The following is a 24,843-nucleotide window of genomic DNA, read 5'->3' on the forward strand; positions in this document are numbered from 1 at the left end:
CTTCTCAGGGGCCGTCGGCTTTGACGATGAGCTGGGTTTCAGGAAGGGGAACGAGCATGGCGGCCATGAAGCCGCGAACGGGTGATGGCCCGCTCGAGGTGACCAAGGAGGGGCGGGGCATCGTCATGCGCGTTCCGCTCGAAGGCGGCGGTCGGCTCGTCGTCGAGCTGACCCCTGACGAGGCCGACGCGCTCGGCGACGCCCTCAAGAAGGTCGTCGGCTGACGCGCAAGCGACCATACCCCTTCAGTTGCCCCGGCATCACCCGTGATGCCGGGGCGGCTGTTTTCTCACCGATGACACTCGCCTGCCCCGGCTTCGGCTCCGCTAACGTGCCGTCCCGGTCAGCGTTTCACCGCGCACAGCAGCCCGTCGCCCACCGGCAGCAGGGACGGCACCAGCTCCTGGCTCTCACGCACCGCGCGCAGCAGCTCCCGCAGCCGCAGCACCTCCGTGGGCTGCGGACCGGAGTCCACCGTCCGGCCGTTCGCGAAGGCGCCCTCGAAGACGACCAGCCCGCCGGTGCGCAGCAGACGCAACGATTCAGCGAGGTAGTCCATGACCTCCAGCCGGTCGCCGTCGCAGAAGACCAGGTCGTATCCGGCGTCCGCGAGGCGGGGCAGCACGTCCAGGGCCCGGCCGGGGATGAAGCGGGCCCGGTTGCTGGCGAAGCCGGAGGCGCGGAAGGCCTGGCGGGCGAACTGCTGGTGCTCCGGCTCGGGGTCCACGGTCGTCAGGACACCGTCGGGCCGCATACCGTGCAGGAGGTGGATCCCGGAGACACCGCAGCCGGTCCCGATCTCGGCGACGGCCTTCGCGTCGACCGACGCGGCCAGCAACCGCAGCGCGGCGCCCGTGCCGGGCGTCACCGAGCGCAGCCCTGCCTCACGGGCCCGGTCCCGGGCCCAGTGCAGCGCTTCGTCCTCGGCGACATAGGCGTCGGCGAACGCCCAGCTCGTCTGCCGGTTGCCGGTAATGACCCTCTCCTGTCCCCGTGGATGCCTCGGCGTGACTGTATCCGTTGGGCACGGGAACCCGCAGATGGGACCGGTCGTTTAAAGGGATGAGCAAGTGGCGCGGGTCGGGACGGGGGGCGGGCCGTGGATCAGGACGCCGAGCAAGTGCCAACGCAGCAGTACGAGGCGTATCAGCCCAGATCAAATTCTCGTAAAAGCGCTTATCCGGTCCTAACGGGCGAGGTGGCTATGGTAGGGGCTCCACTGGACACCACCAGAGCTGACAGGGGAGGTGCGGCTGCGCCTGTGGATCGCGCAGGAGTGCTCCGGCGCTTCCTCGGATCGGCGGGCAGGCCGACATCTGTGAACGACACCGCTGCTGACCACAGTCACGCCGCTGACTTCGCCCAGACCGCGACCTTCACCACCGACGCGGACGGGCAGGCGTGGACTCCGCCCACGTGGGAGGAGATCGTCAGCACGCACAGCGGCCGGGTCTACCGGCTCGCCTACCGCCTGACCGGCAACCAGCACGACGCGGAGGACCTCACGCAGGAGGTCTTCGTCCGCGTCTTCCGCTCACTGTCGACCTACACGCCGGGCACCTTCGAGGGCTGGCTGCACCGCATCACCACGAACCTGTTCCTGGACATGGTCCGTCGCAAGCAGCGCATCCGCTTCGACGCGCTCGGCGAGGACGCGGCCGAGCGGCTGCCCAGCAAGGAGCCCACGCCGCAGCAGGCCTTCAACGACGCGCACTTCGACGCGGACGTCCAGCAGGCCCTCGACACCCTGGCCCCGGAGTTCCGCGCCGCGGTCGTCCTGTGCGACATCGAAGGGCTGTCGTACGAGGAGATCGCCGCGACTCTCGGCGTCAAGCTCGGCACGGTCCGCTCGCGGATCCACCGTGGCCGGTCCCAGCTGCGCAAGGCCCTCGCGCACCGCTCACCGGAGGCGCGTGCCGAGCGCCGCTCCTTCGTGCCCCGTGTTCCCGCCCTGGGAGGAGGGGGCGCGAGCGCGTGAGCGGATCTCGGCCGAAAGCCTCCGAGGGTCACCTCGCAGAGCAGCATCTGGGAGACCGACTCTCCGCCCTGGTGGACGGAGAGCTCGGTCATGACGCGCGTGAGCGCGTACTGGCGCATGTGGCCACCTGCCCGAAGTGCAAGGCGGAGGTGGACGCCCAGCGCCGGCTGAAGAACGTCTTCGCGGAGGCGGCCCCGCCGCCCCCCTCCGAGAGTTTCCTGGCCCGCCTGCAGGGACTACCCGCGGGCGGCGGCCCGGACGGTGATGCCACACCGCCGGGCGGAGGAGGGCTGCCCGGAAGTCTGTCCGGACGGTTCGGATCGTCCGGGGCCTTCGGCGTGAAGCGCGGCGAGCGCTTCGAGTTCGGGTACGCCCCGTCCCGGCCGCACCTGCCCGTGCTGCCCGCGTCCCCGGGAAACCGGAGCCTCCCCTCCGACTCCAGCGGCCTGCCCTCCGATCACCGGGGCCTTCCCTCGGAGAGGGGCTTCCGCATCCACGACGTCGGCCGGCACGACGGCGACCGGTCCTCCTCGCGGCTGCGCTTCGCGTTCGTGGCCGCCGGTGCCGTGTCCCTGGCCGCGATCGCGCTGGGCGGCGTCACCTCTGGCACCCCGACCGACACGGATGCCCGCGGCGGCCAGGGCGCGGGGAGCAACGTGACCCCGGTGCGCCCCCAGGGCTCCGGCGCCGCGACATCGCCCGAATCCCAGCGCCGCCGGACCGCGCCGCTGCTCGGGCAGGCGCCCGGCCAGAACATGCTCGGCCACACCCCGGTCGCCCCGACCGAGGTCTCCGCCCCGCTGCTGCCCGGGGTGGCGCCCGCCGCTCAGCACCACGCGCTGCACGCGCTGACCGCCCCGGTGGTGGCCGGTGCCGCCGTCATGTCCCCGCTGATACGTCCGCTCGAGGCGGCCACGCCGGCCGCCCTGACCTCGTGGTCCGCGGTCCCCGAGATCACGGCACCCCTGTTCGCCGTGCCCCTTCCGGACCCGGCCTCGTCCGCCTCTTCCTCCGCCTCCCCCCGTACGGCTCACTGACCGGCGTCTGCGCAGCGGCACGCGAACCTGATTGAATCCGGGGGTTGTCGCCCGCTGCCCAGGTGTGGCCGGGCGCCGATTCGACGAACAGCGGCCACCGCGACGAGCCGTGCCGCGGCTGTGGGGAGAGCATGAACGAGGGGAAGCCCACGAAGGCGAAGTGGTGGAGCCGTCCACGGCCGCAGAACCTTGCGGGGGAGCCGGAGGGTACGGACCGGGCCGTGGCGCGGGACCCGGGCGTGAACGGGGTGCCCGGGCCGCTGACGGCCCCGGCCGACCTGACCGGCACCGACGGGGACTTCGAGCTGGCACGTCCCGCGGCTCGGCACGACGACGACGGCGACTACGAGCTGAGGCGTCCCGAGGCGGTTCCGGCCCAGGGCGCGGGGGAGCCCTCCGCATCGGCGCCCGGGGCGGCGGAGCCCGGCGACGGCGCCCCGGCTCGGACCATGGACCGGGGCGCCGTGGAGGCCGCTGCCGCGGTCCCAGCCGCCCGGCAGGCCGGCCAGGACGCCCCCGTCACCTCCGCCTCACCCGCCGTGCCGGCCGAGGGCGCTCCCAGGCCGCTGCACGACCCCGACCCCTACAGCACCCCGCCCTACGGCGAGCCCGGTCCCTGGGCGCCCGCGCCGCCCGTCCAGCACCCCGCGACGACCCCCGCGCAGGGCGTGGCGATACCGGGCACCCCTGCCGTTCCTCCGCCCCACGGCACACCGCCTGCACCGGCCCCCAACAGCCCCGCGCCTGCCGCGCACGCGCCGGCCGAGATGCCGGCCCCCGGCGCCCCCGCACCCATGCCGGCCGCGGTGCCGCCCGCGGCGCCGGTCTACGCCGAGCCTCCAGCACCAGAGCCGGCCAGCCCCGCCCCCACCCCCTGGCAGCGCTACGACCCCTGGGCGGCTCCCGCGTCTGCCGGCGGGCACGGCCCTCTCCAGCAGAACGGCGCCGCCGTGCTGAGCACGGAGCAGCGGCGCAAGCGGGGCAAGAAGTCCCTGGTGCTCGGCGCCGTGCTGCTCGCGCTCGTGTCCGGGGGCCTCGGCGGCGCCGTAGGGACGTATCTGGAGCGGAACGGGGGCGTCGGGACCCTCGAGCTGCCGCAGGCCGGGAAAGAGGCCTCCGCGCGGGACGCGGACAGTGTGGCCGGGATCGCCGGGCGGGCCCTGCCCAGCGTGGTCACCCTGCATGTCAGCGGCGCGGGCGAGCAGGGCACGGGCACCGGCTTCGTGCTCGACACCCGCGGGCACATCCTCACCAACAACCACGTCGTGCAGCCCGCCGGATCGGGCGGCGAGATCACCGTGACCTTCAACGGCGGGCAGACCGCCCAAGCCGAGATCGTCGGCCGGGACAGCGGCTACGACCTCGCCGTCGTCAAGGTGAAGGGCGTCAGCGGACTCACCCCGCTGCCCCTCGGCAACTCGGACAACGTGCAGGTCGGCGACCCGGTCGTGGCCATCGGCGCCCCCTTCGACCTGGCCGGCACGGTCACCTCCGGCATCATCAGCGCCAAGCAGCGGCCCATCACGGCCGGCGGTGAGAAGGGCGACGGCAGCGACGTGTCGTACGTCGACGCGCTGCAGACCGACGCGCCCATCAACCCCGGCAACTCCGGCGGCCCGCTGCTGGACGCCCGGGCCCGGGTCATCGGCATCAACTCGGCCATCCGCTCGGCGGACAGCGGCTCCACGCAGGACAGCGGCCGGGCCGGTTCGATAGGCCTCGGCTTCGCCATACCCATCAACCAGGGCAAACGCGTCGCCGAAGAGCTGATCAACACCGGGAAGGCGACCCACCCGGTCATCGGCATCACCCTGGACATGGACTACACGGGCGACGGCGCCCGTGTCGCCGCCGAGCGCAGCGAGGGCGGAGCGCCGGTCACCGCGGGCGGCCCGGGCGCCAAGGCCGGGATCAAGGCGGGCGATGTCATCACCGAGGTCGACGGCCAACGGGTGCACACCGGCGAGGAACTGATCGTCAAGACCCGGGCGCACCGCCCCGGCGACCGGCTGGAACTGACCGTCGAGCGCGGCGGCAAGGAGCGGAAGGTCTCGCTCGTCCTCGGCTCGGCCGGTGGCTGAGGCATGAGGTCCGGGACCCGCGGAGACGGCTCAGCAGCCCGCACAAGGGACCGACAAGGCAAACAATCGGGAAAGCGCTCCCACCTCCCGCACTCGGAGGTCCCGGGACAGTACCGGTCCGACAGGATCGCCGGGTACCGTGGATCCGGCCCGGACCACGGCAAGACCCGCACCGACCACGAGGGCCGAGGACCGAGGACCGAGGACATCGCAAGGAGCTTCAGGTGTTCAATGACATAGGACCACTCGAGCTGGTGACGCTCATCGTCCTCGCCGTGCTCGTCTTCGGTCCGGACAAGCTCCCCAAGGTCATCCAGGACGTGACGCGCACGATCCGGAAGATCCGTGAGTTCTCGGAGAGCGCCAAGAACGACATCCGGGAGGAACTCGGCCCGGAGTTCAAGGACTTCGAGTTCGAGGACCTCAACCCCAAGGCCTACCTCCGCAAGCAGCTGGACAACGAGGACCTGGGGCTCAAGGAGATCCGCAACGGCTTCGACCTGAAGAAGGAGATGGCCGAGGTCACCGACGCCGTCCACAGCCGTGACTCCGACTCGTCCTCCGGGTCGTCCGCCGGCGCCGCCGGTTCGTCCGGTGGCCGGATCGACATGACGAAGAAGCCTCAGACGCCCGCTCCGGACGACCGGCCGCCCTTCGACGCGGACGCCACCTGAGCGACACGCCCAGGGGCGCACACCCCCGCGCGCGTGACGCGTTTCATACTCCGGTCGGGCTGTGTACGGCCTGAACCGGGCGCCCGTGCGGCCCCCGCGCCGGGCGGTTTCCCTGCTGCTCGCAGCGGTGTGGCTATGCTGCCGAGTTGTTGTGCGGACCGTGACGAGTACGCCCGAAGGGGGGCGGGCCGTTTTGGTCCGACTAGAGCGAGGAGGCGTCCGGGCACATGGAGACGACGAGTCGGGAAGTCGCGCAGACGCCGGCCGCGGAGGGTGGACAACAGCTCCCCTTCGCCCGGCGTACGGTCGACGGCTACCTGCGTGCGCCCTTCCCGTGGTACGGCCTCGATGAGGCCTTCACGGGGCCGCGCTGGCTGATGCAGGTCGGTACGACGGCCGACGGAGCCGTGGAACACGGGTCGATCGGGCACGGGGACGAACCCACGGTGCGCAACGAGCATGCCGCCGGGGGCGATCAGGAGGCCAAGGAGAAGTTCGCGGTCGTCGTGACCGTGGCGGCGAATCCCTCACGGCGCACGGCGGACGGTACGGGGCTGCTGGAGGCCACGTCGGTGTCCTCCGCGGCGTGGCTCGCGGGTGTGGGACTGCTGTCCTTCACCTGGCCCGGGTCGATGGACCACACGCTGCGGGACGACTGGCTGGAGCAGCAGACCGAGACCGCGTGGGTGCTGGCGGACGACCTGGACGGGGCCGACTGGTCGACGCTGTCGCTTCCCGTGGACGGGGTGCCGACGGCGTTCCACTACCGGGAGTCCGAGTTCGGCTGGGTGCTGGCCGGTTCCACCTCGGCAGGGGTTCACGTCGGGGCGTACGGCAGGGGCATGAGTGCCTATGGGCTCGGGTTCGCCGTGGTGAAGGACATCGCCGCCTACGCGTGAGGCCACCGGGGCGCCGGGTGTTTCGGCGCCCCGGAAAAAGCAGGACGTCTCAGAACTTGTTCCTCGGGGTGATCCCCAGGGACAGGCCCGACAGGCCGCGCTGGCGGCCGCCCAGCTTGCCCGCGATCGCCCGGAGGGCCGAGCCCGCTGGGGAGTCCGGGTCCGTCAGGACGACGGGCCGGCCGTCGTCGCCGCCCTCGCGGAGTCGGACGTCGATGGGGATGCTGCCGAGGACCGGGACGTTCGTGCCGGTCGTGCGGGTCAGGCCGTCGGCGACCACCTGGCCGCCGCCCGTGCCGAAGACGTCGACCATCTCGTCGCAGTGCGGGCAGGGCAGACCGGACATGTTCTCGACCACGCCGACGATCTTCTGGTGGGTCTGGACGGCGATGGAGCCCGCGCGCTCGGCGACCTCGGCCGCCGCCTGCTGCGGCGTCGTGACGACCAGGATCTCGGCGTTCGGGACCAGTTGGGCGACGGAGATCGCGATGTCGCCGGTGCCGGGCGGCAGGTCCAGCAGCAGGACGTCCAGGTCGCCCCAGTACACGTCCGCGAGGAACTGCTGGAGGGCGCGGTGGAGCATCGGGCCGCGCCAGACGACCGGGGCGTTGCCCGGGGTGAACATGCCGATGGAGATGACCTTCACGCCGTTCGCGGACGGCGGCATGATCATGTTCTCGACCTGGGTGGGACGGCCGTCCGCGCCCAGCATGCGCGGCACGGAGTGGCCGTAGATGTCGGCGTCGACGACACCGACCTTGAGGCCGTCGGCCGCCATCGCCGCCGCCAGGTTCACCGTCACCGAGGACTTGCCGACGCCGCCCTTGCCGGAGGCGACCGCGTAGACACGGGTCAGGCTGCCCGGCTTGGCGAAGGGCACCTCGCGCTCGGTCTGGCCGCCGCGCAGGGCGGACGCCAGCTCGCGGCGCTGCTCGTCGCTCATCACGTCGAGCGTGACGTCGACGCGGGTGACCCCCTCGACCGCGGAGACCGCGTCGGTCACGCGCTGCGTGATCGTGTCCCGCATCGGGCAGCCCGAGACCGTGAGGTACACGGTGACCGCGACCGCCCCGTCCGCGCCGATCTCCACGGACTTGACCATCCCGAGTTCGGTGATGGGCTTGTGGATCTCGGGGTCGTTCACCGTCGCCAGTGCCTCGCGCACCGCGTCTTCCGTAGCCATAGGACGATGGTACGGCGCTCTACCGGTGCGTAGGAAAGCGTCTCAGCGGTCGTCTGCGTCACGTCCCCGTGACCGTTCCGCCGGGAATACGACGGGGTCGTGACGATGGCCGTTCTGCCGTTCCTCCAGCTCCTTGATCACGTCCTGGAACTCCGAGCGGATCCAGTCGCGGGTGGCGACCTCGCCCAGGCCGATGCGCAGGGCCGCGATCTCGCGGGTCAGGTACTCCGTGTCCGCGATCGACCGCTCGTTCTGCTTGCGGTCCTGCTCCAGGTTGACCCGGTCGCGGTCGTCCTGCCGGTTCTGCGCGAGCAGGATCAGCGGGGCGGCGTAGGAGGCCTGGAGCGACAGCATCAGGGTCAGGAAGATGAACGGGTACTCGTCGAACCGCAGGGGCCGGGGCGCGAGGCTGTTCCACGCCACCCACAGGATGATGGCGGCCGTCATCCAGACCAGGAACCGTCCGGTGCCGAGGAAGCGGGCGATGCGTTCCGAGAACCGGCCGAAGGCCTCCGGGTCGTACTCGGGCAGGATCCGGTGCCGGGGCACCCCCGGCTGGTCGAGGCGGGCGGCGCGCGGCCGGGAGGCGGCCGTGGCGCCCGTCGGCGTGCGCTCGCGCAGGGTGTCGCGCTCAGGAACCATCGGTCGCCACCTCCTCGTCCAAGTGGAACTCGGTCTCCCGCCAGTCCTCGGGGAGCATGTGGTCGAGTACGTCGTCCACGGTCACCGCGCCCAGCAGCGAGCCGGCCTCGTCGACCACGGGGGCCGCGACCATGTCGTACGTGGCGAAGAAGCCCGCGATGGCCGGCAGCTCCGCCTCGGGGTCGAGGGGCTGCAGGTCGCTGTCCAGGATCGAGCTGACCAGCGAGGGCGGTGGCTCCCGCAGCAGGCGCTGGAAGTGGACGGTGCCCAGGTACTTGCCGGTCGGGGTGTCGTCGGGTGGGCGGCAGACGTAGACCTGGGCCGCCAGTGCGGGGGAGAGGTCGGCGTTACGGACGCGGGCGAGCGCGTCGGCGACGGTGGCGTCCGGCCGCAGCACGATCGGTTCCGTGGTCATCAGACCGCCCGCCGTGCGGTCCTCGTACGACATCAGGCGCCGCATGTCGGCCGCGTCGCCGGGCTGCATCAGGCGCAGCAGCCGCTCCTGGTCGTCGGTGGGCAGCTCGCCCAGCAGGTCGGCGGCGTCGTCGGGGTCCATGGCCTCCAGGACGTCGGCGGCGCGCTCCTCCTTGAGCTTGCCGAGGATCTCGATCTGGTCGTCCTCCGGGAGCTCCTCCAGCACGTCGGCCAGGCGGTCGTCGTCCAGGGCGGCGGCGACCTCGGCCCGGCGCTTGGGGGAGAGGTGGTGCAGGACGTTGGCCAGGTCGGCCGGGCGCAGCTGCTCGAACGTGGCGAGGAGGCTCTCCGCGCCCTGCCCCTGCTCCTCCAGGGAGAAGCCGGTCACGGCGGTCCACTCGACGGTCAGTGCCTCGCCCTTGGCGCGCCGGAAGGCGCTTCCCTTGCGGCCCTTGCGGACGAAGACCCGGTCGATCTCCCACTCCCGGCGGGCCGGCAGCTGATGCACCGACAGGTCGAGCACGGAGACCTCCTCGCCGGTCTCGGTGAGCGTCACGCGCCGGTCCAGCAGCTCCCCGAAGACGAGCCGCTCGGTGGGCCGCTGCTCGAAGCGCCGGACGTTCAGCACGCCGGTGGTGATGACCTGGCCGGACTGGATGGCCGTGACCCGGGTCATGGGCAGGAAGATGCGGCGGCGGGTGGCGAGTTCGACGACGAGGCCGAGCAGTCTCGGCGGTCGCTGCCCCACGCGCAGCATGACGACCAGATCGCGCACCCGCCCCACCTGGTCGCCGGCGGGGTCGAAGACGGCGATACCGGAGAGGTGCGAGACGAAGATCCGGGGGGCGCCCGCTGCCATGGCCGCGGCTCCTTTTCGTGCGGGGTGGTTCGTGATGCCGTTGTGGGTGGCTGTCCTTGTGTCTGTGTCTTCCGAATTGCCCGCTCGGGTGGGCTTCAGGCTAGCCCGTCCCGATCGGCGACGCGTCGGCGGGCGGTCCGGACGGACTGGCTCCGATCTGCCCGCACGACCCCGGTACCCTGCGGTACGCCGTTCAGGTCTCCCGTCAGAGAGGCAGCTCCACCTGTGACTCCGATTCGCCAGAGCCGTGGCCGCAGAGCCGCACTCGCGAGCGTGACGTGCGCGCTGCTCGTGACGGGGACGGTGCTCACCGGCTGCGCGGAGGATCCGAACGAGGGCACCAACGGGGTCGGCAGACTCCCCGCCGCCAAGATCCAGGGCAAGACCCGCTCGGCCGCCGAGTCCGCCGGGGCGGTCCGTGTGCACGGCAACGTCGTCAGCGGCGGGCGGACCTACACGCTCGACATGCGGCTGAAGGACGACGGCGGCGACGGGTCGGTCACCTCGAAGGGGGCGACCTTCAAACTGCTGCGCATCGGCGAGCAGCTCTACGTCATGGCGGACGCCGAGTTCTGGACTCACGGCAGCGGCCAGGGCGGGAGCGGCAAGTCGGACGCGGCGGCGGCCTCCAAGCTCGGCGGCAAGTATGTGAAGGTGCCGAAGGGCGACCCCTCGTACAAGAAGTTCAGCGGTTTCACGGACAAGGGTCTCCTCCTCGACGGTCTGCTGACCCTGCACGGGACGCTCGCGACGGACGGCCACGACGAGGAGGCGGGCGTCCGCACCATCCGCGTCACCGGTGACAAGGGCTCCGGCGGCACCCTGGAGGTCTCCCTCGAGGGCAAGCCGTACCCGCTGCGCCTGGAGCGGGCCGGCGGGGCGGGCACCCTCACGTTCTCCGCCTGGGGTGAGGACTTCTCCCTCAGGGAGCCGGAGAAGAACGAGACGGTGGACTACGGCAAGCAGCTGCCGACGTCGTAGGCCGTCAGGTCCGTTTGCGCTTCTTCAGCAGCAGGCGGGGCAGCCCCGCGGGGACCGGTCGGCGGGTGAGCGCCGGGGACGGCAGGGGCGGCTCGGACAGGGAGCCGTCGGGCAGCGGCGCCGTCGCCCCGGTCGGTACCAGGCGCAGTACCCGGCACTCACGGGCCCAGCGGCCGGTCATGGCCTCGCCGTCGGGGGCGTTCAGCCGTTTGCCCTTGAGCTCGGCGACCGCCGCGTCCCACGCCTCGGAGCCCGGCGCGAGTTCGGTGACCCGCGCCGTCCAGGTGACCAGCCGGCCGCCCTTGTCCTTGCTGCGGACCGTCACCTTCGCCTCGGCGCCGTCGACCAGCCCCGGCAGCGGCTGCTCGCCCGGCCCGTCGCCGACCAGGCACGCGGCACCCTCGTGCCACACGTGCCACAGCGCACGCGCCGGGCCGTCGGGGCCCTGGACCCAGACGAGGCCGGACTTCTTCGTGGCCTCCTCGACGAGGGCCTGGTCGAGCAGCTCGCTTGTCATGGGACCCAGCCTAGCCAGGCTGCTCACAGCCACCCGTTCCGCTTCAGCGTGCGGTGGATGCCGAGACAGACGGCCACCGTGAAGCTCAGGATCACCGGGTAGCCGTACTTCCAGTGCAACTCCGGCATGTACGTGAAGTTCATGCCGTAGACGCCGCACACCATCGTCGGCACGGCGATGATCGCGGCCCACGAGGTGATCTTCCGCATGTCCTCGTTCTGGGCGACGGACGCCTGCGCGAGGTTGGCCTGGAGGATGGAGTTGAGCAGCTCGTCGAAGCCGAGGACCTGCTCCTGGACGCGGGCCAGGTGGTCGGCGACGTCCCGGAAGTACTTCTGGATGTCCGGGTCGATCAGCCGCATCGGCCGCTCGCTCAGCAGCTGCATGGGGCGCAGCAGTGGCGACACGGCCCGCTTGAACTCCAGTACCTCCCGCTTGAGTTGGTAGATCCGGCCGGCGTCCGAACCGCGCGGCGAGCCCTTGCGCCCCGGGGAGAACACCTCGGTCTCGACCTCGTCGATGTCGTCCTGCACCGCGTCGGCGACGGCGATGTACCCGTCGACGACGTGGTCGGCGATGGCGTGCAGCACGGCCGAGGGTCCCTTGGCGAGCAGCTCGGGGTCGTCCTGGAGGCGGTGCCTGAGGGCCCGCAGGGAGCCCTGGCCGCCGTGCCGGACGGTGATGAAGAAGTCCCGTCCGGTGAAGCACATGACCTCGCCGGACTCGACGACCTCGCTGTTGGCGTCGAGCTGGTCGTGCTCGACGTAGTGGATGGTCTTGAAGACCGTGAAGAGGGAGTCGTCGTAGCGCTCCAGCTTGGGCCGCTGGTGGGCCTGGACGGCGTCCTCAACGGCGAGCGGGTGCAGCCCGAACTCGCTGGCGATGCCGGAGAATTCGGCCTCCGTCGGCTCGTGCAGGCCGATCCACACGAAGCCCCCGTCGCGGCGCACCAGGCGCACCGCCTCCTGCGGGGTCAGGGCGGTCTCGGTCTCGATGCGGCGGCCGTCGCGGTAGACGGCGCAGTCGACGACGGCCGTGGCCGCGCCGGGGCTGCGGGTGGCGTCGTACGTCCCGCCGTCCTTGCGCAGCGACACACGGGACGGACGGACGACTGCGCGCAGGTCGCGGATCATCGACATGGCGGGCTCCTTCGCGGGCGTGCAACGAACGGCGCCGGCGACGGGTGGAACTACCCGGAATGAGGACGTTGTGACTACGGATGTTTGGCACGTCCACAAAGCGGGGAGCACCGCACCGTCGCGGTGGCCGGTTTCGTTACTGATTCAGCTACTGAGGCAGATCAGGCAAAGCGAAACGAAGCGCTCTTCCGCGGTGAAGCGAGTGCGAGAGGTGGCAGCCAGAGAACAGAGCAGCTACATCGGCGGCGCGAAGAGCGTGGTGCTACTGCACGGTCGACTTCGATCCATTGCAGCCCCACCTCCTCCGGCCGGTCCCTCGTAAGGGAGTTCCTTCGGCGTCGGGGCTTGATCGCGACGCTTCTGCGTGCTGCCCCGAACCACCGGGCAAGAGTAGCAGCCGACACAACTGTCAAGGTGCTGCTTTGCCCGCTACTGACGAGTTCTATGCTCGCCGCATGGCAGATGTTCTTCCTCTGGTCGAAGCCCGGTTGCGCAGCGCGCTGGGCGAACCGGACGCGCGCGCGGCGGTCACCTTCCTGGGCACGGACCGCGTCGAGGTGCTCCGCTTCCAGGAGGGCGGCATCGTCCGCTACGCCTCGCTCGGCATGTCCGCGCACCCCATGACGGACCCGACGGCGGTGGTCGCCGACCCGGTCAAGGGTCCGCGCGCCGAGCTGGTCCTCTCGGTCCGTTCCGGGCTCGCCGACACCGACAAGGTGCTCCGGCCGCTCGCCGTGCTCGCGGCGTCTCCGCAGGTGGAGGGCCTGGTCGTGGCTCCCGGTGCGTCCCTCGACGTCGGTGAGCCGCTGTGGCCGGGCGCCCCCTTCACCTCGGTCCTGGTCGCCGAGCCGGGCGGCCTGGTGGAGGACCTGGAGCTCGACGAGCCCCTCGACCCCGTACGGTTCCTGCCGCTGCTGCCGATGACGCCGAACGAGGCCGCCTGGAAGCGCGTGCACGGCGCGCAGGCGTTGCGGGAGCGGTGGCTGAACCAGGGGACGGACCTCCGGGATCCGTCCCGGAAGTCCGTCCCGCTGGAGTGAGGAAGCTCACCAACCCCTGGCCGCGAAGAGTCAGTTGGCGAAGACGGTGACGCCGTCCTCGGTCGCGTGCTTCGGCTCCAGCTCCTGAGCGGTGGGGGTCCCCCCTGCTCGAGCGGAGTCGAGAGCTTGGGGGAGGGTGAGGGCCTTGCGCCGTGCGGCGACCACGACCGCGCCCGCGGTGACCGCCGCCACCACGAACGGGATGTGGATGTCGGTCCACTCCTCGATCTTCGGCGCGAAGTAGGGAGCGGCCGCCGCCGCGAACCAGCGCACGAAGTTGTAGCCCGCGCTCGCCACCGGCCGGGGTGCGTCCGAGACGCCGAGGGCCAGCTCGGTGTAGACGGTGTTGTTCACGCCGATGAAGGCGCCGGACAGGATCGTGCAGACGACGGCGGTCGGGTGGGAGCCGTAGCCGAGCACCAGCACATCGGCCGCGAGCAGCACCAGCGAACCGCCGAGCACCTTCAGCGAACCGAACCGCTTCTGGAGCCGGGGCGCCACGATCACCGAGAAGAAGGCGAGCAGCACACCCCAGGCGAAGAACACCGCACCCGACCGGTACGGGCTCATGTTCAGCACGAACGGCGTGAAGGCCAGCACGGTGAAGAACGTGTAGTTGTAGAAGAACGCCGAGACCGCCGCGGAGGCGAGGCCGCCGTGGCCGAGGGCCTTGACCGGGTCCAGCAGCGAGGTCTTGCGGGCCGGCTTGGGCTGCTCCTTCAGGAACACGGTGACGCACAGGAAGCCGACGGCCATCAGGAACGCCGTACCGAAGAACGGGTAGCGCCAGCTGGCGTCCCCGAGCAGGGCGCCCAGCAGCGGGCCGCAGGCCATGCCGAGGCCGAGGGCCGACTCGTACAGCAGGATCGCCGCCGCGCTGCCTCCCGCCTGTCGCCCACCACCACCCTTGCCTGACGCGCTGCGCGCGGGCCCTACTGGATTCGCCGCGCCGACGATGACCGCCAGGGCCGTCGAGACGAACAGCGCGTTGCCGAGGCCCCATCCGGCCCGGAAGCCGACCAGTTCGCCGACGGAACCGGAGGTGCCCGCGAGCCCGGCGAACACCACGACGAACGCGAGGCCGAGCAGCAGTGTCCTGCGGCCGCCGATCCGGCTGGAGACGAAGCCGGTCACCAGCATCGCCACGGCGGTGATGAGGAAGTACGACGTGAAGAGCAGGGAGACCTGGCTCGCCGTGGCGTCGAGGCCCTGGGCGATGGACGGCAGGATCGGGTCGACGAGCCCGATGCCCATGAAGGCGACGACCGACGCCCCGGCGGTCGCCCACACGGACGTGGGCTGCTTCAGGAGGCCGCCCGCTCCGGCGTCGAAGGGGTCCATGGCTTGCTCCCTTCTCCCGAGACAGAGATAGTTGGTATATGCATACAGTAAGTTAGCCAAGCTAATTAATGCAAGCTACATCTAATATGGGCGGTGAAGGGTTCCATCCGGATGGGTGATCGTCCTTGACGCGGCGGGGCGGGGGTAGGACCGTGGGGCCCTATGAGGGGCGAACCCAGTTGCCCGAAGTGCGGTGGCCGGGTCAGGGCTCCCGGCCTCTTCTCCGACTCGTGGCAGTGCGATGTGCACGGCACCGTTCATCCGGTGCAGCCCGTGATACCGCCCAGCGTCGACGCCCTCAACGTCGTGGTGCACCGCACCAAGGTGCCGCTGTGGATGCCGTGGCCGCTGCCGGTGGGGTGGCTGTTCACGGGGGTGGCCTGCGCGGGGGACGACCGTACGGGCGGCCGTGCGACCGCCGTCGCCTGCACGGGCCCCGGGCCGCTCGGCGGGATGGGCGAGCTGATCCTGGTGGCCGAGGAGCTCGGGGTCGGGCTCGGGGCGCGGTACGCCGGCATGGACGGGCCGGACCCGGGGCCGCACATGAACGTCGAGAAGCCGCCGCAGGCGAAGGTGCTGGCCGCGGGGCGTCCCACGCCGCTGTGGCATGTGGCCGGGGCGCCGGACGACCGTGCCGTGTTCGCGGGGGAGGCACTCGGGATGTGGCTGTGGGCGGTCGTGTGGCCCGAGCAGTCCGGGTTGCTGATGTACGACGAGCTGGTGCTGACGGATCTGCGGGACGCGGGGGCCGAGGTCGAGCTGGTGCCGTGCGGCGCCTTGTCGCCCCGCCTGCTGGGGCCCTGAGGGGTGTAGGGGGCTCTTGCCGGGTTCAGGTGTGACATGGGGCGTTGAAAAGCTGGTTATCCTTGAGCAGTCCTGTCGTCCCGCCCGTGTCTGGAGTCCGTGTCGTGCGTATCGATCTGCACACCCACTCCACCGCTTCCGACGGGACGGACTCGCCCGCCGAGCTGGTGCGCAAGGCCGCTGCGGCCGGGCTGGACGTCGTCGCGCTCACCGATCACGACACCACCCGTGGGCACACCGAGGCGATCGCCGCGCTGCCCGAGGGAATCACGCTGGTCACCGGGGCCGAGCTCTCCTGCCGGATCGACGGCATCAGCATGCACATGCTGGCCTACCTCTTCGACGCCGAGGAGCCGGCGCTGCTCGCCGAGCGGGAGCTGGTCCGGGACGACCGGGTGCCGCGTGCCCAGGGCATGATCGCCAAGCTCCAGGAGCTGGGCGTGCCGGTCACGTGGGAGCAGGTGGCGCGGATCGCCGGTGACGGCTCCGTCGGGCGCCCGCACGTGGCGAGCGCGCTGGTCGAGCTGGGTGTCGTGCCGACCGTGAACGACGCCTTCACCCAGGACTGGCTGGCCGACGGCGGCCGGGTCTTCGTGGAGAAGCACGAGACCGACCCCTTCGAGGCGATCCGGCTGATCAAGGGCGCGGGCGGGGTCGCCGTCTTCGCGCATCCCGGGGCGAGCAAGCGGGGACTCACCGTGCCGGAGGCCGCCATCGCCGAGATGGCCGCGGCCGGGCTGGACGGCCTCGAAGTCGACCACATGGACCACGACACGGACACGCGGGCGCGGCTGCGGGGGCTGGCGAAGGAACTCGGGCTTCTCGTGACCGGGTCGTCGGACTACCACGGCAGCCGGAAGACGTGCGTGCTCGGGGAGTACACGACGGATCCCGAGGTCTACGGGGAGATCACGCGGCGGGCCTTCGGAGCGTTTCCCGTGCCGGGGGCCGGCGGAGCCGTCTGAAGTTCCTCCCCCCTGTGCGTCTGTAGGCCCTGTAGGCCCGTTCCCCTTCTTTCTCACTCGGCGCCGCCCGCCGTGCCCACCCGTTCCGCCGTGCGGAACGCCTGCGCACAGCAGCGGCCCCCTGCGCAAGGCTCACTCATGTTCGACCTCGCCGTCTTCGGCTCCCTGTTCCTGACCCTCTTCGTCATCATGGATCCCCCGGGGATCACCCCGATCTTCCTCGCGCTCACCTCCGGCCGGCCCGGCAAGGTGCAGAAGCGGATGGCCTTCCAGGCCGTCTGTGTCGCCGGTGGCGTGATCACCGTGTTCGGGCTCCTCGGGCACCAGATCCTGAACTATCTGCACGTCTCCGTGCCCGCGCTGATGATCGCGGGCGGCCTGCTGCTTCTGCTGATCGCGCTGGATCTGCTCACCGGCAAGACCGACGAGCCCAAGCAGACCAAGGACGTGAACGTCGCCCTCGTGCCGCTGGGCATGCCGCTGCTGGCCGGACCCGGGGCGATCGTGTCGGTCATCCTCGCCGTGCAGAAGGCCCACAGCGTCGCCGCGCAGGTGTCCGTGTGGGCGGCGATCCTCGCCATCCACGTCGTGCTGTGGATGGTGATGCGCTACTCGCTGGTGATCATCCGGATCATCAAGGACGGCGGCGTGGTCCTGGTGACCCGGCTCGCCGGCATGATGCTCTCCGCGATCGCCGTGCAGCAGATCATCAACGGCGTCACGCAGGTGATCCAGGGGAGCTGAGGGCCCGCGTCAGGCCTGGAGGGGCAGGACACTGCGGATCTCCCGGGCCGGTCCCGGATGGCCGAGATACTCGTCGATCTTGTGCGCGCGATCGCGGCCGTTGGGGACGGCCAGCTGGGTGAGCTTCCCCCACCGCTCGTCCTCCAGGGGGCAGCCGATGGCCACCGCGTCGGTGGGGCACCAGACGTTCACCCAGTCACGCACCCTGGGCGGCTGGTGCGGACCGCGGGTGAGGAGCCGTTCGTTGACGCCGTCCAGGCCGAGCGGACTGCCCGCGGTGACCAGCAGGACGGGGTCGAGGCCGTCGGGGAGCCGGGCCAGGAGGTCCATGCCCACCACCGTGCCCAGGCTGTGCGTGACCAGCACCAGCTCGCCGCCGGTCGGCATCGTCTCCATGACGCTGTCCAGCACCGACTGCCGCACGGCGCTGTCGCCGAGGTACAGGTCGACGTCCCGCAGGAACGTGGCGATGGTCCACTCGTCCAGGTCGGACCGGGCGGCCAGCCAGCTCAGCGGCCGGTGCAGCGCCCCGACCAGGCCCGCACCGAAGCCCTCCGTGGTCGCCGGCCCGTTCTGCGGCATGCCCGCCCGGGCGGCCGCCTCGTAGAGCAGCCGCTCGTAGGAGCCGGTGGGCGACTCCGCGGCGAACACCTCGGCGGCAGCGGCGGCGCTCACCTGGTCGAGGCCGATGGGCTCGGCCGTGCTCTCCCTGCCGCTCACGAGGTCGTGCAGTCTCGTGCCGTAGAACGGGAACCACACGTCCTCCGGGTCGAGCGGGGGCAGGGCCGCGAGGGTGAGTCCGCGGTTCAGGCCGGCCGTCCAGATGCGGCGGAGATCGTCGGGTTCCTGGTCCTGCTGGTCCCGGCCGTGCAGGAAGACCAGGTGCCGGTGGCCGCCGAAGGCGGTACCGCGGGCCCGGAGGCCGACCTTGGGTCTCCGGGCCGTGGTCTCGCTCTCGGTCAGGGGGACCGTCACCGGCACCGCGGGGACCGCCGGGGTCGTGACGCCCGGTACCGCCGCCGTCGTCCTCTCGGGCCGCGCCCCCGGGGCCGGTGCGGTGGCCATGGCCTGGTCCAGGCCGGTGTCCGGGCCCATCTCGGTCAGCAGGGCACGCCGCCCCGGGTCGAGGTCCAGTCCGGTCAGGTGCTTGAGGATCGAGCTGATCCGGACGCCCTCGTTGGCGACCCACTCGATGGCGTCGTCGCCGTCGCCCTGCTGCCAGGGCCGGCCGTCCTTGCGCAGGACGCGGCCCCGGTCGTCCTTCTTCGGCACGCCGCTGTGGTGCAGTGCCACGACCTCCCACTGGTCGTTGAAGACGGGGGAGCCGGAGTTCCCCGGTTCCGTGTCGGTCGTGTAGTGGACGAAGTCGTCGAGGCGGACCAGCACCGCGTTGTCACGCAGGGCGATCTCCTTCAGCCGTCCCAGCGGATGGCCGATGATGTTCACCTTCTCGCCGAGCACCAGCTTGCCGATCTGCACGCTCAGCCGGTTCCAGCCGAAGATCTCGCCCGGCGCAGGGCCGTCCGGGGTGGGCGCCACCGCCACGAGGGCGAAGTCGAGCCGCCGGTCCGCGGCGAAGAAGGTCCCGGGGTCGAGCTCCATCCGGACGACGGTGTCGGGCAGGTTGTCGGCTGTGACCTGGGCGTTGAACTCCGCGAAGCACTGGCGCGCGAAGCTCTCGTCGGGCAGGACGTGGTGGTTCGTCATCATCAGCCGCGGCGAGACCAGGAAGCCGGTGCCGTGCGGCAGCTCGCGGCCGTCGCGCCGCCGGGTGATCCGGGCGACCGTGGCCCCGGCCCTGACCCCGCGCGGCAGGAAGCTCCAGGCCTGGAGCTCGTTGGACAGGTCGATGATCCGCTCGTTGGCGTCGGGCAGGTCCATGGCCTCGCGGTGGATGTCCGCCACCACTGCCGAGGGCGACAGACCGCCCCGGTCGAGGATCCGGTCGGCGCGGACGGCGAGCGCGTCCGGGGAGTCCGGGAACCGCACACCGGCCGCCAGCCGGCCCTCGACCCGCTCGCGCTCCGGGGCGGAGTCCTCGTAGCGCCGCGCGGCCTCGGCTGCGGCCTGCTGGTGCAGCTCCTCGTGCGACCGATCCGTCACCGACATGGTCCACCGTCCTGTTCTGGTTCGCACCGGCCCCCAGCCAGTACGCCCCCGACCGCGGAGGTCCGCAACAGCGGAGCCCCCGCACGGCCGATGCCGGGCGGGGGCTGCGAAGTGTGGGAGAGCTGCGCGCGTTATGAGGCCGTGGTCTCGGCCGGGCGGATCCACAGGCGCTGCCCTATGGCGGCGGCCTGCTGAACGATGCGGTTGACGGAGGCGGCGTCCACAACGGTCGAGTCCACAGCTGTGCCGTCGACGTCGTCGAGTCGCATGATTTCGAAGCGCAAGGGCTTCTCCCTTCGTCTGGTCATCCTCCTGAGGAGAACTACTTGGGTGTGCGGCCACCAGGCTTCGTGCCCGGTGTTCCTTATGGGTCAACAGGGATGCATGCATCAAACATTCCCTACGCTAAGGAAATTTTTCGAACGGCTAATTACTGTGCCGTAAGAGTGCTGTTACGGGACCGACCGGGACCGGTTGTGTTCGCAGCGTGACCGCCGGGACAATGGAGGTGATGAACGACGACCTCGCGGCCCTCCACGCCCGCATCGACCGCACCAACGAGCTGCTCCAGCGCATGCTCGCCGAGGTGGCGAAGACGCCCTCGACCCACGCGATCTTCGTCGATGCCGGGTATCTGTACGCAGCCGCGGGGCGCCTCGTCGCCGGCACGGAGGACCGCCGCGCGTTCGACCTCGACGCCGAGGGCCTGATCGACGCGCTGATCGACAAGGCCCGCACGATCTTCGCGGACAGCCGGCTGCTGCGGGTCTACTGGTACGACGGCGCCCGGCGCCGCATCCACACGGCCGAGCAGCAGACCATCGCGGAACTTCCGGACGTCAAGGTGCGGCTGGGCAACCTCAACGCCAACAACCAGCAGAAGGGCGTCGATTCGATCATCCGCTCCGACCTGGAGTCCCTCGCCCGGCACCGCGCCATCAGCGACGCGGCCCTGCTCGGCGGCGACGAGGACCTGGTCTCGGCGGTGGAGGCGGCCCAGGGGTACGGCGCCCGGGTCCACCTCTGGGGCATCGAGGCGCCGGAGGGCCGCAACCAGGCGGAGCCCCTCCTGTGGGAGGTCGACAGTCAGCGCACCTTCGACCTCGAGTTCTTCAAGCCGTACGTCTCCCGCCGCACGGCCCCCGCCTACGAGACGGCCGCGGGCCGGCCCTCCCGTGAGGATGTGCGGTTCGTGGGCGCGCAGATCGCCGCGAAGTGGCTGGCGGCACGCGGCCGGGACACGCTGGTGGAGCTGCTGCCCGGGCACCCGTACCTGCCCGGTTCCGTGGACCAGGACCTGCTCGTGGAGGCGGAGGGCCTCCTGCAGTACTCGCTGCGCGGCCAGGCGGACCTGCGGCGGGCGCTGCGGGACGGCTTCTGGGAGCACCTGCGGACGCAGTACTAGACCGGGTCCGGTGTCGTTTCGGGGGCTGCGAGGTACCAGGTCGTGTCCGTAAAGTCCCATCGTTCGCCAGGCGTCGCGGGGCAGGCGGGACTTTACGGACACGGCCTAGGGGCGTCCGATGCCGTCCCAGAAGTCGGCGAGGGCGTGGGCCGTCGGCAGCGGCTGGTCGGCGTTGGGGGAGTGCTCGGCTCCCGCGATGACCGAGCGGCGCGCGCCCAGCCGCAGGGCCATGTCGTCGAGGATCGCCACCGGCCAGGTGTCGTCGTGCGTGCCCGACAGGACGTGGAACGGCAGCGGAATCGCGGCGAGTTCGGCCACGCGGTCGGGCTCGGTGCACAACTGGCGCCCTGTGGCGAGCAGTTGGGCAGGGCTGTGGCCCAGCCAGCGGCGGCGCAACTGGTCCTGGTCGCCGAGGCCGCGGGCGGGACCGCCGACTTCCTCCGGCGGTCCCATGGCCTGGATGGCCTCCCACACCGCCTCCATCGACAGCACGGCGAGCGCGTCCCGCAGCAGTTTCACGCGCTGCTGCTGGGAGACGGAGATCTCCGCGGGCCCTGACGAGATCAGGGTGAAGGAGGCGAAGGGGGAGTGGTCGAGCAGTACGGCCGCGCGGGCGATCTGCCCGCCGAGCGAGTGCCCGGCGAGGTGCACGGGCCCGCCCAGCGCCTCGGCCTGCGCGAGCACGTCCCGCGCCAGTTCCCCCTGGGCGTAGGCGGACTCGTCGTCCAGAGGCCCGTCCGACTCGTGCTGCCCTCGCCCGTCCACGGCGACGACCCGGTATCCCCGCTGCGCGAGCGGCTCGTGGAGCAGCCCGAAGTCCTCCTTGCTCCCGGTGAACCCGGGCAGCATCAGGACGACTCCCCGGCCCTCCACACCCGCCTTCGGCGACGAGTCGACGACGGCGAACTCACCGCGCGAGGTGCGCAGGGGGTAGGCGCGGGCGCCCGGGGGCGGAGGGAAGGCGGGGTGGCTGGTCACGGGGCGAGGGTAGCGGGTGCGGCCGGCCCTGTGCCCCAGGGGGAACGCCGACGGCCCGGCCCCCTGTGAGAGGGCCGGGCCGTCGCAGAGGGGTGTGTCAGCCCTCCGTGGGCTCCGCGGTGGCCGTGGCCTTGCGGGTGCGGCGAGCCCTGGGCTTCGCCTCCGCCGCGTCCTCCGCAGTGGCAGCCGTGGCGGCCGTCGTCGCCTTGCGCGCGCGGCGCGGCTTGGCGGCCTCCGGCTCCTGATCCGCCTGTGCGGGGATCTCGGTGGGCTCGGCGGCCTTGCGGGTGCGGCGGCGCGGTTTGACCTCCGTGCTTTCGACCGTGTCGACGGCGGCCTCGGCGGCTGCGGCGGTCTTCCGCGTCCGGCGCGGCTTGGCCTCGGCGGCCTCCGCGTCCGGGGCGGCAACGGCGGTCTTCCGCGTACGACGCGGCTTGGCCTCGGCGGCCTCCGGCTCCTGAGCCGTCTGGGCCGGGATCTCGGCGAGGGCCGGGGCCGGCTCGGCGGCCTTACGGGTCCGGCGGCGCGGCTTGGCCTCCGTGCCCTCGGCCATGTCGACGGCGTCCTCCGCCGGGGCGGCGGCCTTGCGGGCGCGGCGCGGCTTGGCCTCGGCGGCCTCGGGAGCCTCGGCCGTGGCCGTGCCCGCGGTCTCGGCGGTCTTGCGGGTGCGGCGGCGCGGCTTGGCCTCGGTGGCCTCCGCCGTGTCGACGGCGGCCTCGGCCGCTGCCGTCGCCTTGCGCGTACGCCGGGGCTTCGCCTCGACCGTCTCGGCGGTGTCCTCCGCCGCGGCGGCCGTCTTGCGGGCGCGGCGCGGCTTGGCCTCGGCGGCCTCGGCCGTGTCAACGCTCGCCTCGGCCTTCGCGGCCGTCTTGCGGGTGCGGCGCGGCTTCGCCTCCGCCGTCTCCGGCGCGGACTCGGTGGTCCCCTCGGCCGTGTCGACCGCCGACTCGGCCGCGGACGTCGCCGTGGCCTTGCGGGTGCGGCGGCGCGGCTTGGCGGCGGCCTCGGGCAGCGCGGCATCCGCGGCGGCCGGGGCTTCGGCGACGATCGCCGGCTCCGCGGCCGCCGGCGTCACCGCGGCCTCGGCCTCCACCGCCGGCGCCTCCGACCGGCGCGTACGGCGTCGGCGCGGCTTCTCAGCCGTCTCAGGGGCCTGAGTGGCAGTGCCCTCCGCCGTCGCGACGGCGCTCTCCGCCTGCTCGGATGCGGGGGACTCGACCGCCGCGACCGGGGCGGGCTCGGACTGGGCTCCGCCGCGGGTGCGACGACGGCGACGCGGGGTGCGCGGAGCCGTCACGGCGTCCGCCTCGGCGGCGCCGCCGGTGGCCGTGGTGCCCGGTGCGGTGGCGCCTGCGGACTCGGGCGCGCCGTCCAGCGCGGCCCCGCCCCGGGTACGGCGGCGGCGACGCGGCGTACGCGACGACCGCTCGCGGTCGGCCGAGCGGGACTCGTCCCGGTCACTGCGGCCACCTCGGCCACCTCGTCCGTCGCGCCCGCGCGGTCCGCGGCCGCCCGGCTCGCCCAGGTCCTCCAGCTGCTCCGCGTCCAGCCCGGCGCGCGTACGCTCCGAGCGCGGCAGGAGGCCCTTGGTGCCCTCGGGGATGCCGAGGTCGGAATAGAGGTGCGGGGAGGTGGAGTACGTCTCCGGCGGGTCGTTGAAGTCCAGCTTCAGCGCCTTGTTGATCAGCTGCCAGCGCGGGATGTCGTCCCAGTCGACGAGCGTGATCGCGATGCCCTTGGCGCCCGCGCGGCCCGTACGGCCGATGCGGTGCAGGTACGTCTTCTCCTCTTCCGGCGACTGGTAGTTGATGACGTGCGTCACGCCCTCGACGTCGATACCGCGGGCGGCGACGTCGGTGCAGACGAGCACGTCCACCTTGCCGTTGCGGAACGCCCGCAGCGCCTGCTCACGAGCGCCCTGGCCGAGGTCGCCGTGGACCGCGCCGGAGGCGAAGCCGCGCTGCTTGAGCTGGTCGGCGAGGTCGGCCGCCGTGCGCTTGGTGCGGCAGAAGACCATGGCCAGTCCCCGGCCCTCGGCCTGGAGGATGCGCGCGACCATCTCGGGCTTGTCCATGTTGTGCGCGCGGTAGATGTACTGCTTGGTGTTCGCGACCGTCGCGCCCGCGTCGTCCGGCGACGTGGCACTGATGTGCGTGGGCTGCGACATGTAGCGGCGGGCGAGGCCGATGACCGCGCCCGGCATGGTCGCCGAGAACAGCATGGTCTGGCGCCGCACCGGCAGCATGTTGATGATCTTCTCGACGTCGGGCAGGAAGCCCAGGTCGAGCATCTCGTCGGCCTCGTCGAGGACGAGGGACTTGACGTGCTTCAGGTTCAGCTTCTTCTGCCCGGCGAGGTCGAGCAGCCGGCCCGGGGTGCCGACGACCACGTCGACGCCCTTCTTGAGGGCCTCGACCTGGGGCTCGTAGGCCCGGCCGCCGTAGATGGCGAGGACGCGTACGTTGCGCACCTTGCCGGCCGTCAGAAGGTCGTTGGTGACCTGCGTGCACAGCTCGCGCGTGGGGACGACGACGAGCGCCTGCGGGGCCTCGGTGAGGGCTTCGGGCTCCGCGCGTCCGGCCTCGACGTCGGCGGGGACGGTGACGCGCTCGAGGAGCGGGAGGCCGAAGCCCAGCGTCTTGCCGGTGCCGGTCTTGGCCTGGCCGATGACGTCCTTGCCCGAAAGGGCCACGGGGAGCGTCATCTCCTGGATGGGGAAGGGAGTCATGATGCCGACGGCCTCCAGGGCCTCGGCGGTCTCGGGGAGGATTCCGAGCTCTCGGAACGTAGTCAGGGTGCTGCCTCTTCTGTGTGGGCGGCGCGAGGCGAGCGCGGGGTCGTGTCAGACCGTGCCGGGGACGTCGGCTGCCTACGGGCGGGCCGTAGAGCACGGGACCGCGCCGACGCTCTAGCGCTCGTGCCGCTGAGGGTGTCCCCCTCCGGGTCTCGTACGCACTGTGGCGGACGGCCGGGGAGGGCTGTCGGGTCGGAGCCGATCGGGCCTCCGACCGGGCATCCTCATACGTGCGGCCTGTCGAGGTACGTCGACGTAC

Annotated in this window: 23 protein-coding genes; 12 read left to right on the forward strand and 11 right to left on the reverse strand. The window is 71.9% G+C overall.

Translation table 11 applies throughout. The features are described 5' to 3' along the window. The first annotated feature begins 56 nt into the window (after positions 1-56). The gene (locus tag G3I77_RS16555; protein WP_003966491.1) at positions 57-224 is read left to right on the forward strand and encodes a DUF3117 domain-containing protein; all 168 of its coding nucleotides are present in this window, start codon (positions 57-59) and stop codon (positions 222-224) included. Between the two features lie 119 nt (positions 225-343). On the opposite strand, the gene G3I77_RS16560 is transcribed toward G3I77_RS16555, so the two are convergent. Continuing rightward, the gene (locus tag G3I77_RS16560; RefSeq protein ID WP_308311396.1) at positions 344-1,042 is read right to left on the reverse strand and encodes an O-methyltransferase; all 699 of its coding nucleotides are present in this window, start codon (positions 1,040-1,042) and stop codon (positions 344-346) included. Positions 1,043-1,276: 234 nt separating this feature from the next. Between G3I77_RS16560 and sigE the strand changes: the two genes are divergently transcribed. The 5 genes from sigE to G3I77_RS16585 all read left to right on the forward strand — a co-directional run bounded on the left by sigE (position 1,277) and on the right by G3I77_RS16585 (position 6,669). After that, positions 1,277-1,978 carry an RNA polymerase sigma factor SigE gene (gene sigE, locus G3I77_RS16565; RefSeq protein WP_248504947.1) on the forward strand — a complete coding sequence of 234 codons (702 nt, stop codon included), beginning with the start codon at positions 1,277-1,279 and terminating at the stop codon, positions 1,976-1,978. Further along, positions 1,975-3,015 (forward strand): zf-HC2 domain-containing protein, encoded by a 1,041-nt coding sequence (locus tag G3I77_RS16570; RefSeq protein ID WP_248504513.1) that lies wholly within the window; start codon positions 1,975-1,977, stop codon positions 3,013-3,015. Before sigE ends, G3I77_RS16570 begins: the two co-directional genes overlap by 4 nt. 131 nt (positions 3,016-3,146) lie before the next feature. Continuing rightward, positions 3,147-5,096, forward strand: a complete 1,950-nt coding sequence (locus G3I77_RS16575) for a trypsin-like peptidase domain-containing protein (RefSeq protein WP_248504515.1) — start codon at positions 3,147-3,149, stop codon at positions 5,094-5,096. A gap of 224 nt (positions 5,097-5,320) precedes the next feature. Next, complete coding sequence (locus G3I77_RS16580; RefSeq protein WP_248504517.1) at positions 5,321-5,770, forward strand: sec-independent translocase; 450 nt, start codon at positions 5,321-5,323, stop codon at positions 5,768-5,770. A gap of 227 nt (positions 5,771-5,997) precedes the next feature. Next, positions 5,998-6,669: a hypothetical protein gene (locus tag G3I77_RS16585; RefSeq protein WP_248504518.1), complete on the forward strand. Its 672-nt coding sequence runs from the start codon at positions 5,998-6,000 to the stop codon at positions 6,667-6,669. A 49-nt stretch (positions 6,670-6,718) separates the two neighbouring features. Here the strand turns inward: G3I77_RS16585 and G3I77_RS16590 are convergent, their stop codons facing one another. From G3I77_RS16590 to G3I77_RS16600, 3 genes are read right to left on the reverse strand one after another with little or no spacing between them, the layout of a single operon-like run. Further along, positions 6,719-7,852 carry an Mrp/NBP35 family ATP-binding protein gene (locus G3I77_RS16590; protein WP_248504521.1) on the reverse strand — a complete coding sequence of 378 codons (1,134 nt, stop codon included), beginning with the start codon at positions 7,850-7,852 and terminating at the stop codon, positions 6,719-6,721. Between the two features lie 42 nt (positions 7,853-7,894). Then, positions 7,895-8,494: a DUF1003 domain-containing protein gene (locus G3I77_RS16595; RefSeq protein WP_248504523.1), complete on the reverse strand. Its 600-nt coding sequence runs from the start codon at positions 8,492-8,494 to the stop codon at positions 7,895-7,897. Beyond that, positions 8,484-9,767 (reverse strand): magnesium transporter MgtE N-terminal domain-containing protein, encoded by a 1,284-nt coding sequence (locus G3I77_RS16600; RefSeq protein ID WP_248504524.1) that lies wholly within the window; start codon positions 9,765-9,767, stop codon positions 8,484-8,486. The genes G3I77_RS16595 and G3I77_RS16600 overlap by 11 nt, the downstream gene beginning before the upstream one ends. A 225-nt stretch (positions 9,768-9,992) precedes the next feature. Here G3I77_RS16600 and G3I77_RS16605 point away from each other — a divergent pair, with 225 nt between their 5' ends. After that, the gene (locus G3I77_RS16605; protein ID WP_248504526.1) at positions 9,993-10,748 is read left to right on the forward strand and encodes a hypothetical protein; all 756 of its coding nucleotides are present in this window, start codon (positions 9,993-9,995) and stop codon (positions 10,746-10,748) included. Positions 10,749-10,752: 4 nt separating this feature from the next. On the opposite strand, the gene G3I77_RS16610 is transcribed toward G3I77_RS16605, so the two are convergent. Both G3I77_RS16610 and G3I77_RS16615 read right to left on the reverse strand, forming a co-directional pair. After that, a complete protein-coding gene (locus G3I77_RS16610; RefSeq protein WP_248504528.1) occupies positions 10,753-11,265 on the reverse strand; it encodes a hypothetical protein in 513 nt (170 codons plus the stop codon). Between the two features lie 23 nt (positions 11,266-11,288). Then, positions 11,289-12,404 carry a magnesium and cobalt transport protein CorA gene (locus G3I77_RS16615; RefSeq protein WP_248504530.1) on the reverse strand — a complete coding sequence of 372 codons (1,116 nt, stop codon included), beginning with the start codon at positions 12,402-12,404 and terminating at the stop codon, positions 11,289-11,291. Positions 12,405-12,859: 455 nt separating this feature from the next. Between G3I77_RS16615 and G3I77_RS16620 the strand changes: the two genes are divergently transcribed. Continuing rightward, positions 12,860-13,444 (forward strand): suppressor of fused domain protein, encoded by a 585-nt coding sequence (locus G3I77_RS16620; RefSeq protein WP_248504532.1) that lies wholly within the window; start codon positions 12,860-12,862, stop codon positions 13,442-13,444. Between the two features lie 30 nt (positions 13,445-13,474). Here the strand turns inward: G3I77_RS16620 and G3I77_RS16625 are convergent, their stop codons facing one another. Continuing rightward, a complete protein-coding gene (locus tag G3I77_RS16625; RefSeq protein ID WP_248504534.1) occupies positions 13,475-14,785 on the reverse strand; it encodes an MFS transporter in 1,311 nt (436 codons plus the stop codon). A 162-nt stretch (positions 14,786-14,947) separates the two neighbouring features. Here G3I77_RS16625 and G3I77_RS16630 point away from each other — a divergent pair, with 162 nt between their 5' ends. The 3 genes from G3I77_RS16630 to G3I77_RS16640 all read left to right on the forward strand — a co-directional run bounded on the left by G3I77_RS16630 (position 14,948) and on the right by G3I77_RS16640 (position 17,298). Then, positions 14,948-15,589 (forward strand): DUF6758 family protein, encoded by a 642-nt coding sequence (locus G3I77_RS16630; protein ID WP_248504536.1) that lies wholly within the window; start codon positions 14,948-14,950, stop codon positions 15,587-15,589. A gap of 104 nt (positions 15,590-15,693) precedes the next feature. Then, entirely contained in the window at positions 15,694-16,554 is an 861-nt protein-coding gene (locus G3I77_RS16635) for a PHP domain-containing protein (RefSeq protein WP_248504537.1), read from the forward strand. A 138-nt stretch (positions 16,555-16,692) separates the two neighbouring features. Next, on the forward strand, positions 16,693-17,298 hold the full coding sequence (locus tag G3I77_RS16640) for a MarC family protein (protein WP_248504539.1): 606 nt from the start codon (positions 16,693-16,695) through the stop codon (positions 17,296-17,298). A gap of 9 nt (positions 17,299-17,307) precedes the next feature. Here G3I77_RS16640 and G3I77_RS16645 read toward each other — a convergent pair whose 3' ends face one another. Beyond that, positions 17,308-19,407, reverse strand: a complete 2,100-nt coding sequence (locus G3I77_RS16645; protein WP_248504541.1) for a serine protease — start codon at positions 19,405-19,407, stop codon at positions 17,308-17,310. A gap of 131 nt (positions 19,408-19,538) precedes the next feature. Continuing rightward, entirely contained in the window at positions 19,539-19,715 is a 177-nt protein-coding gene (locus tag G3I77_RS16650; RefSeq protein WP_221342551.1) for a hypothetical protein, read from the reverse strand. A 194-nt stretch (positions 19,716-19,909) separates the two neighbouring features. On the opposite strand from G3I77_RS16650, the gene G3I77_RS16655 reads away from it, so the two are divergent. Further along, positions 19,910-20,812: an NYN domain-containing protein gene (locus G3I77_RS16655; protein WP_248504949.1), complete on the forward strand. Its 903-nt coding sequence runs from the start codon at positions 19,910-19,912 to the stop codon at positions 20,810-20,812. A gap of 105 nt (positions 20,813-20,917) precedes the next feature. On the opposite strand, the gene G3I77_RS16660 is transcribed toward G3I77_RS16655, so the two are convergent. After that, positions 20,918-21,790 (reverse strand): alpha/beta fold hydrolase, encoded by an 873-nt coding sequence (locus G3I77_RS16660; protein ID WP_248504542.1) that lies wholly within the window; start codon positions 21,788-21,790, stop codon positions 20,918-20,920. 97 nt (positions 21,791-21,887) lie between these two features. Beyond that, positions 21,888-24,494 (reverse strand): DEAD/DEAH box helicase, encoded by a 2,607-nt coding sequence (locus G3I77_RS16665; RefSeq protein WP_248504951.1) that lies wholly within the window; start codon positions 24,492-24,494, stop codon positions 21,888-21,890. Positions 24,495-24,843 lie beyond the last annotated feature (349 nt).

Origin of the sequence: Streptomyces sp. D2-8 (genome assembly GCF_023184515.1) — a bacterium.
Classification (GTDB): domain Bacteria; phylum Actinomycetota; class Actinomycetes; order Streptomycetales; family Streptomycetaceae; genus Streptomyces.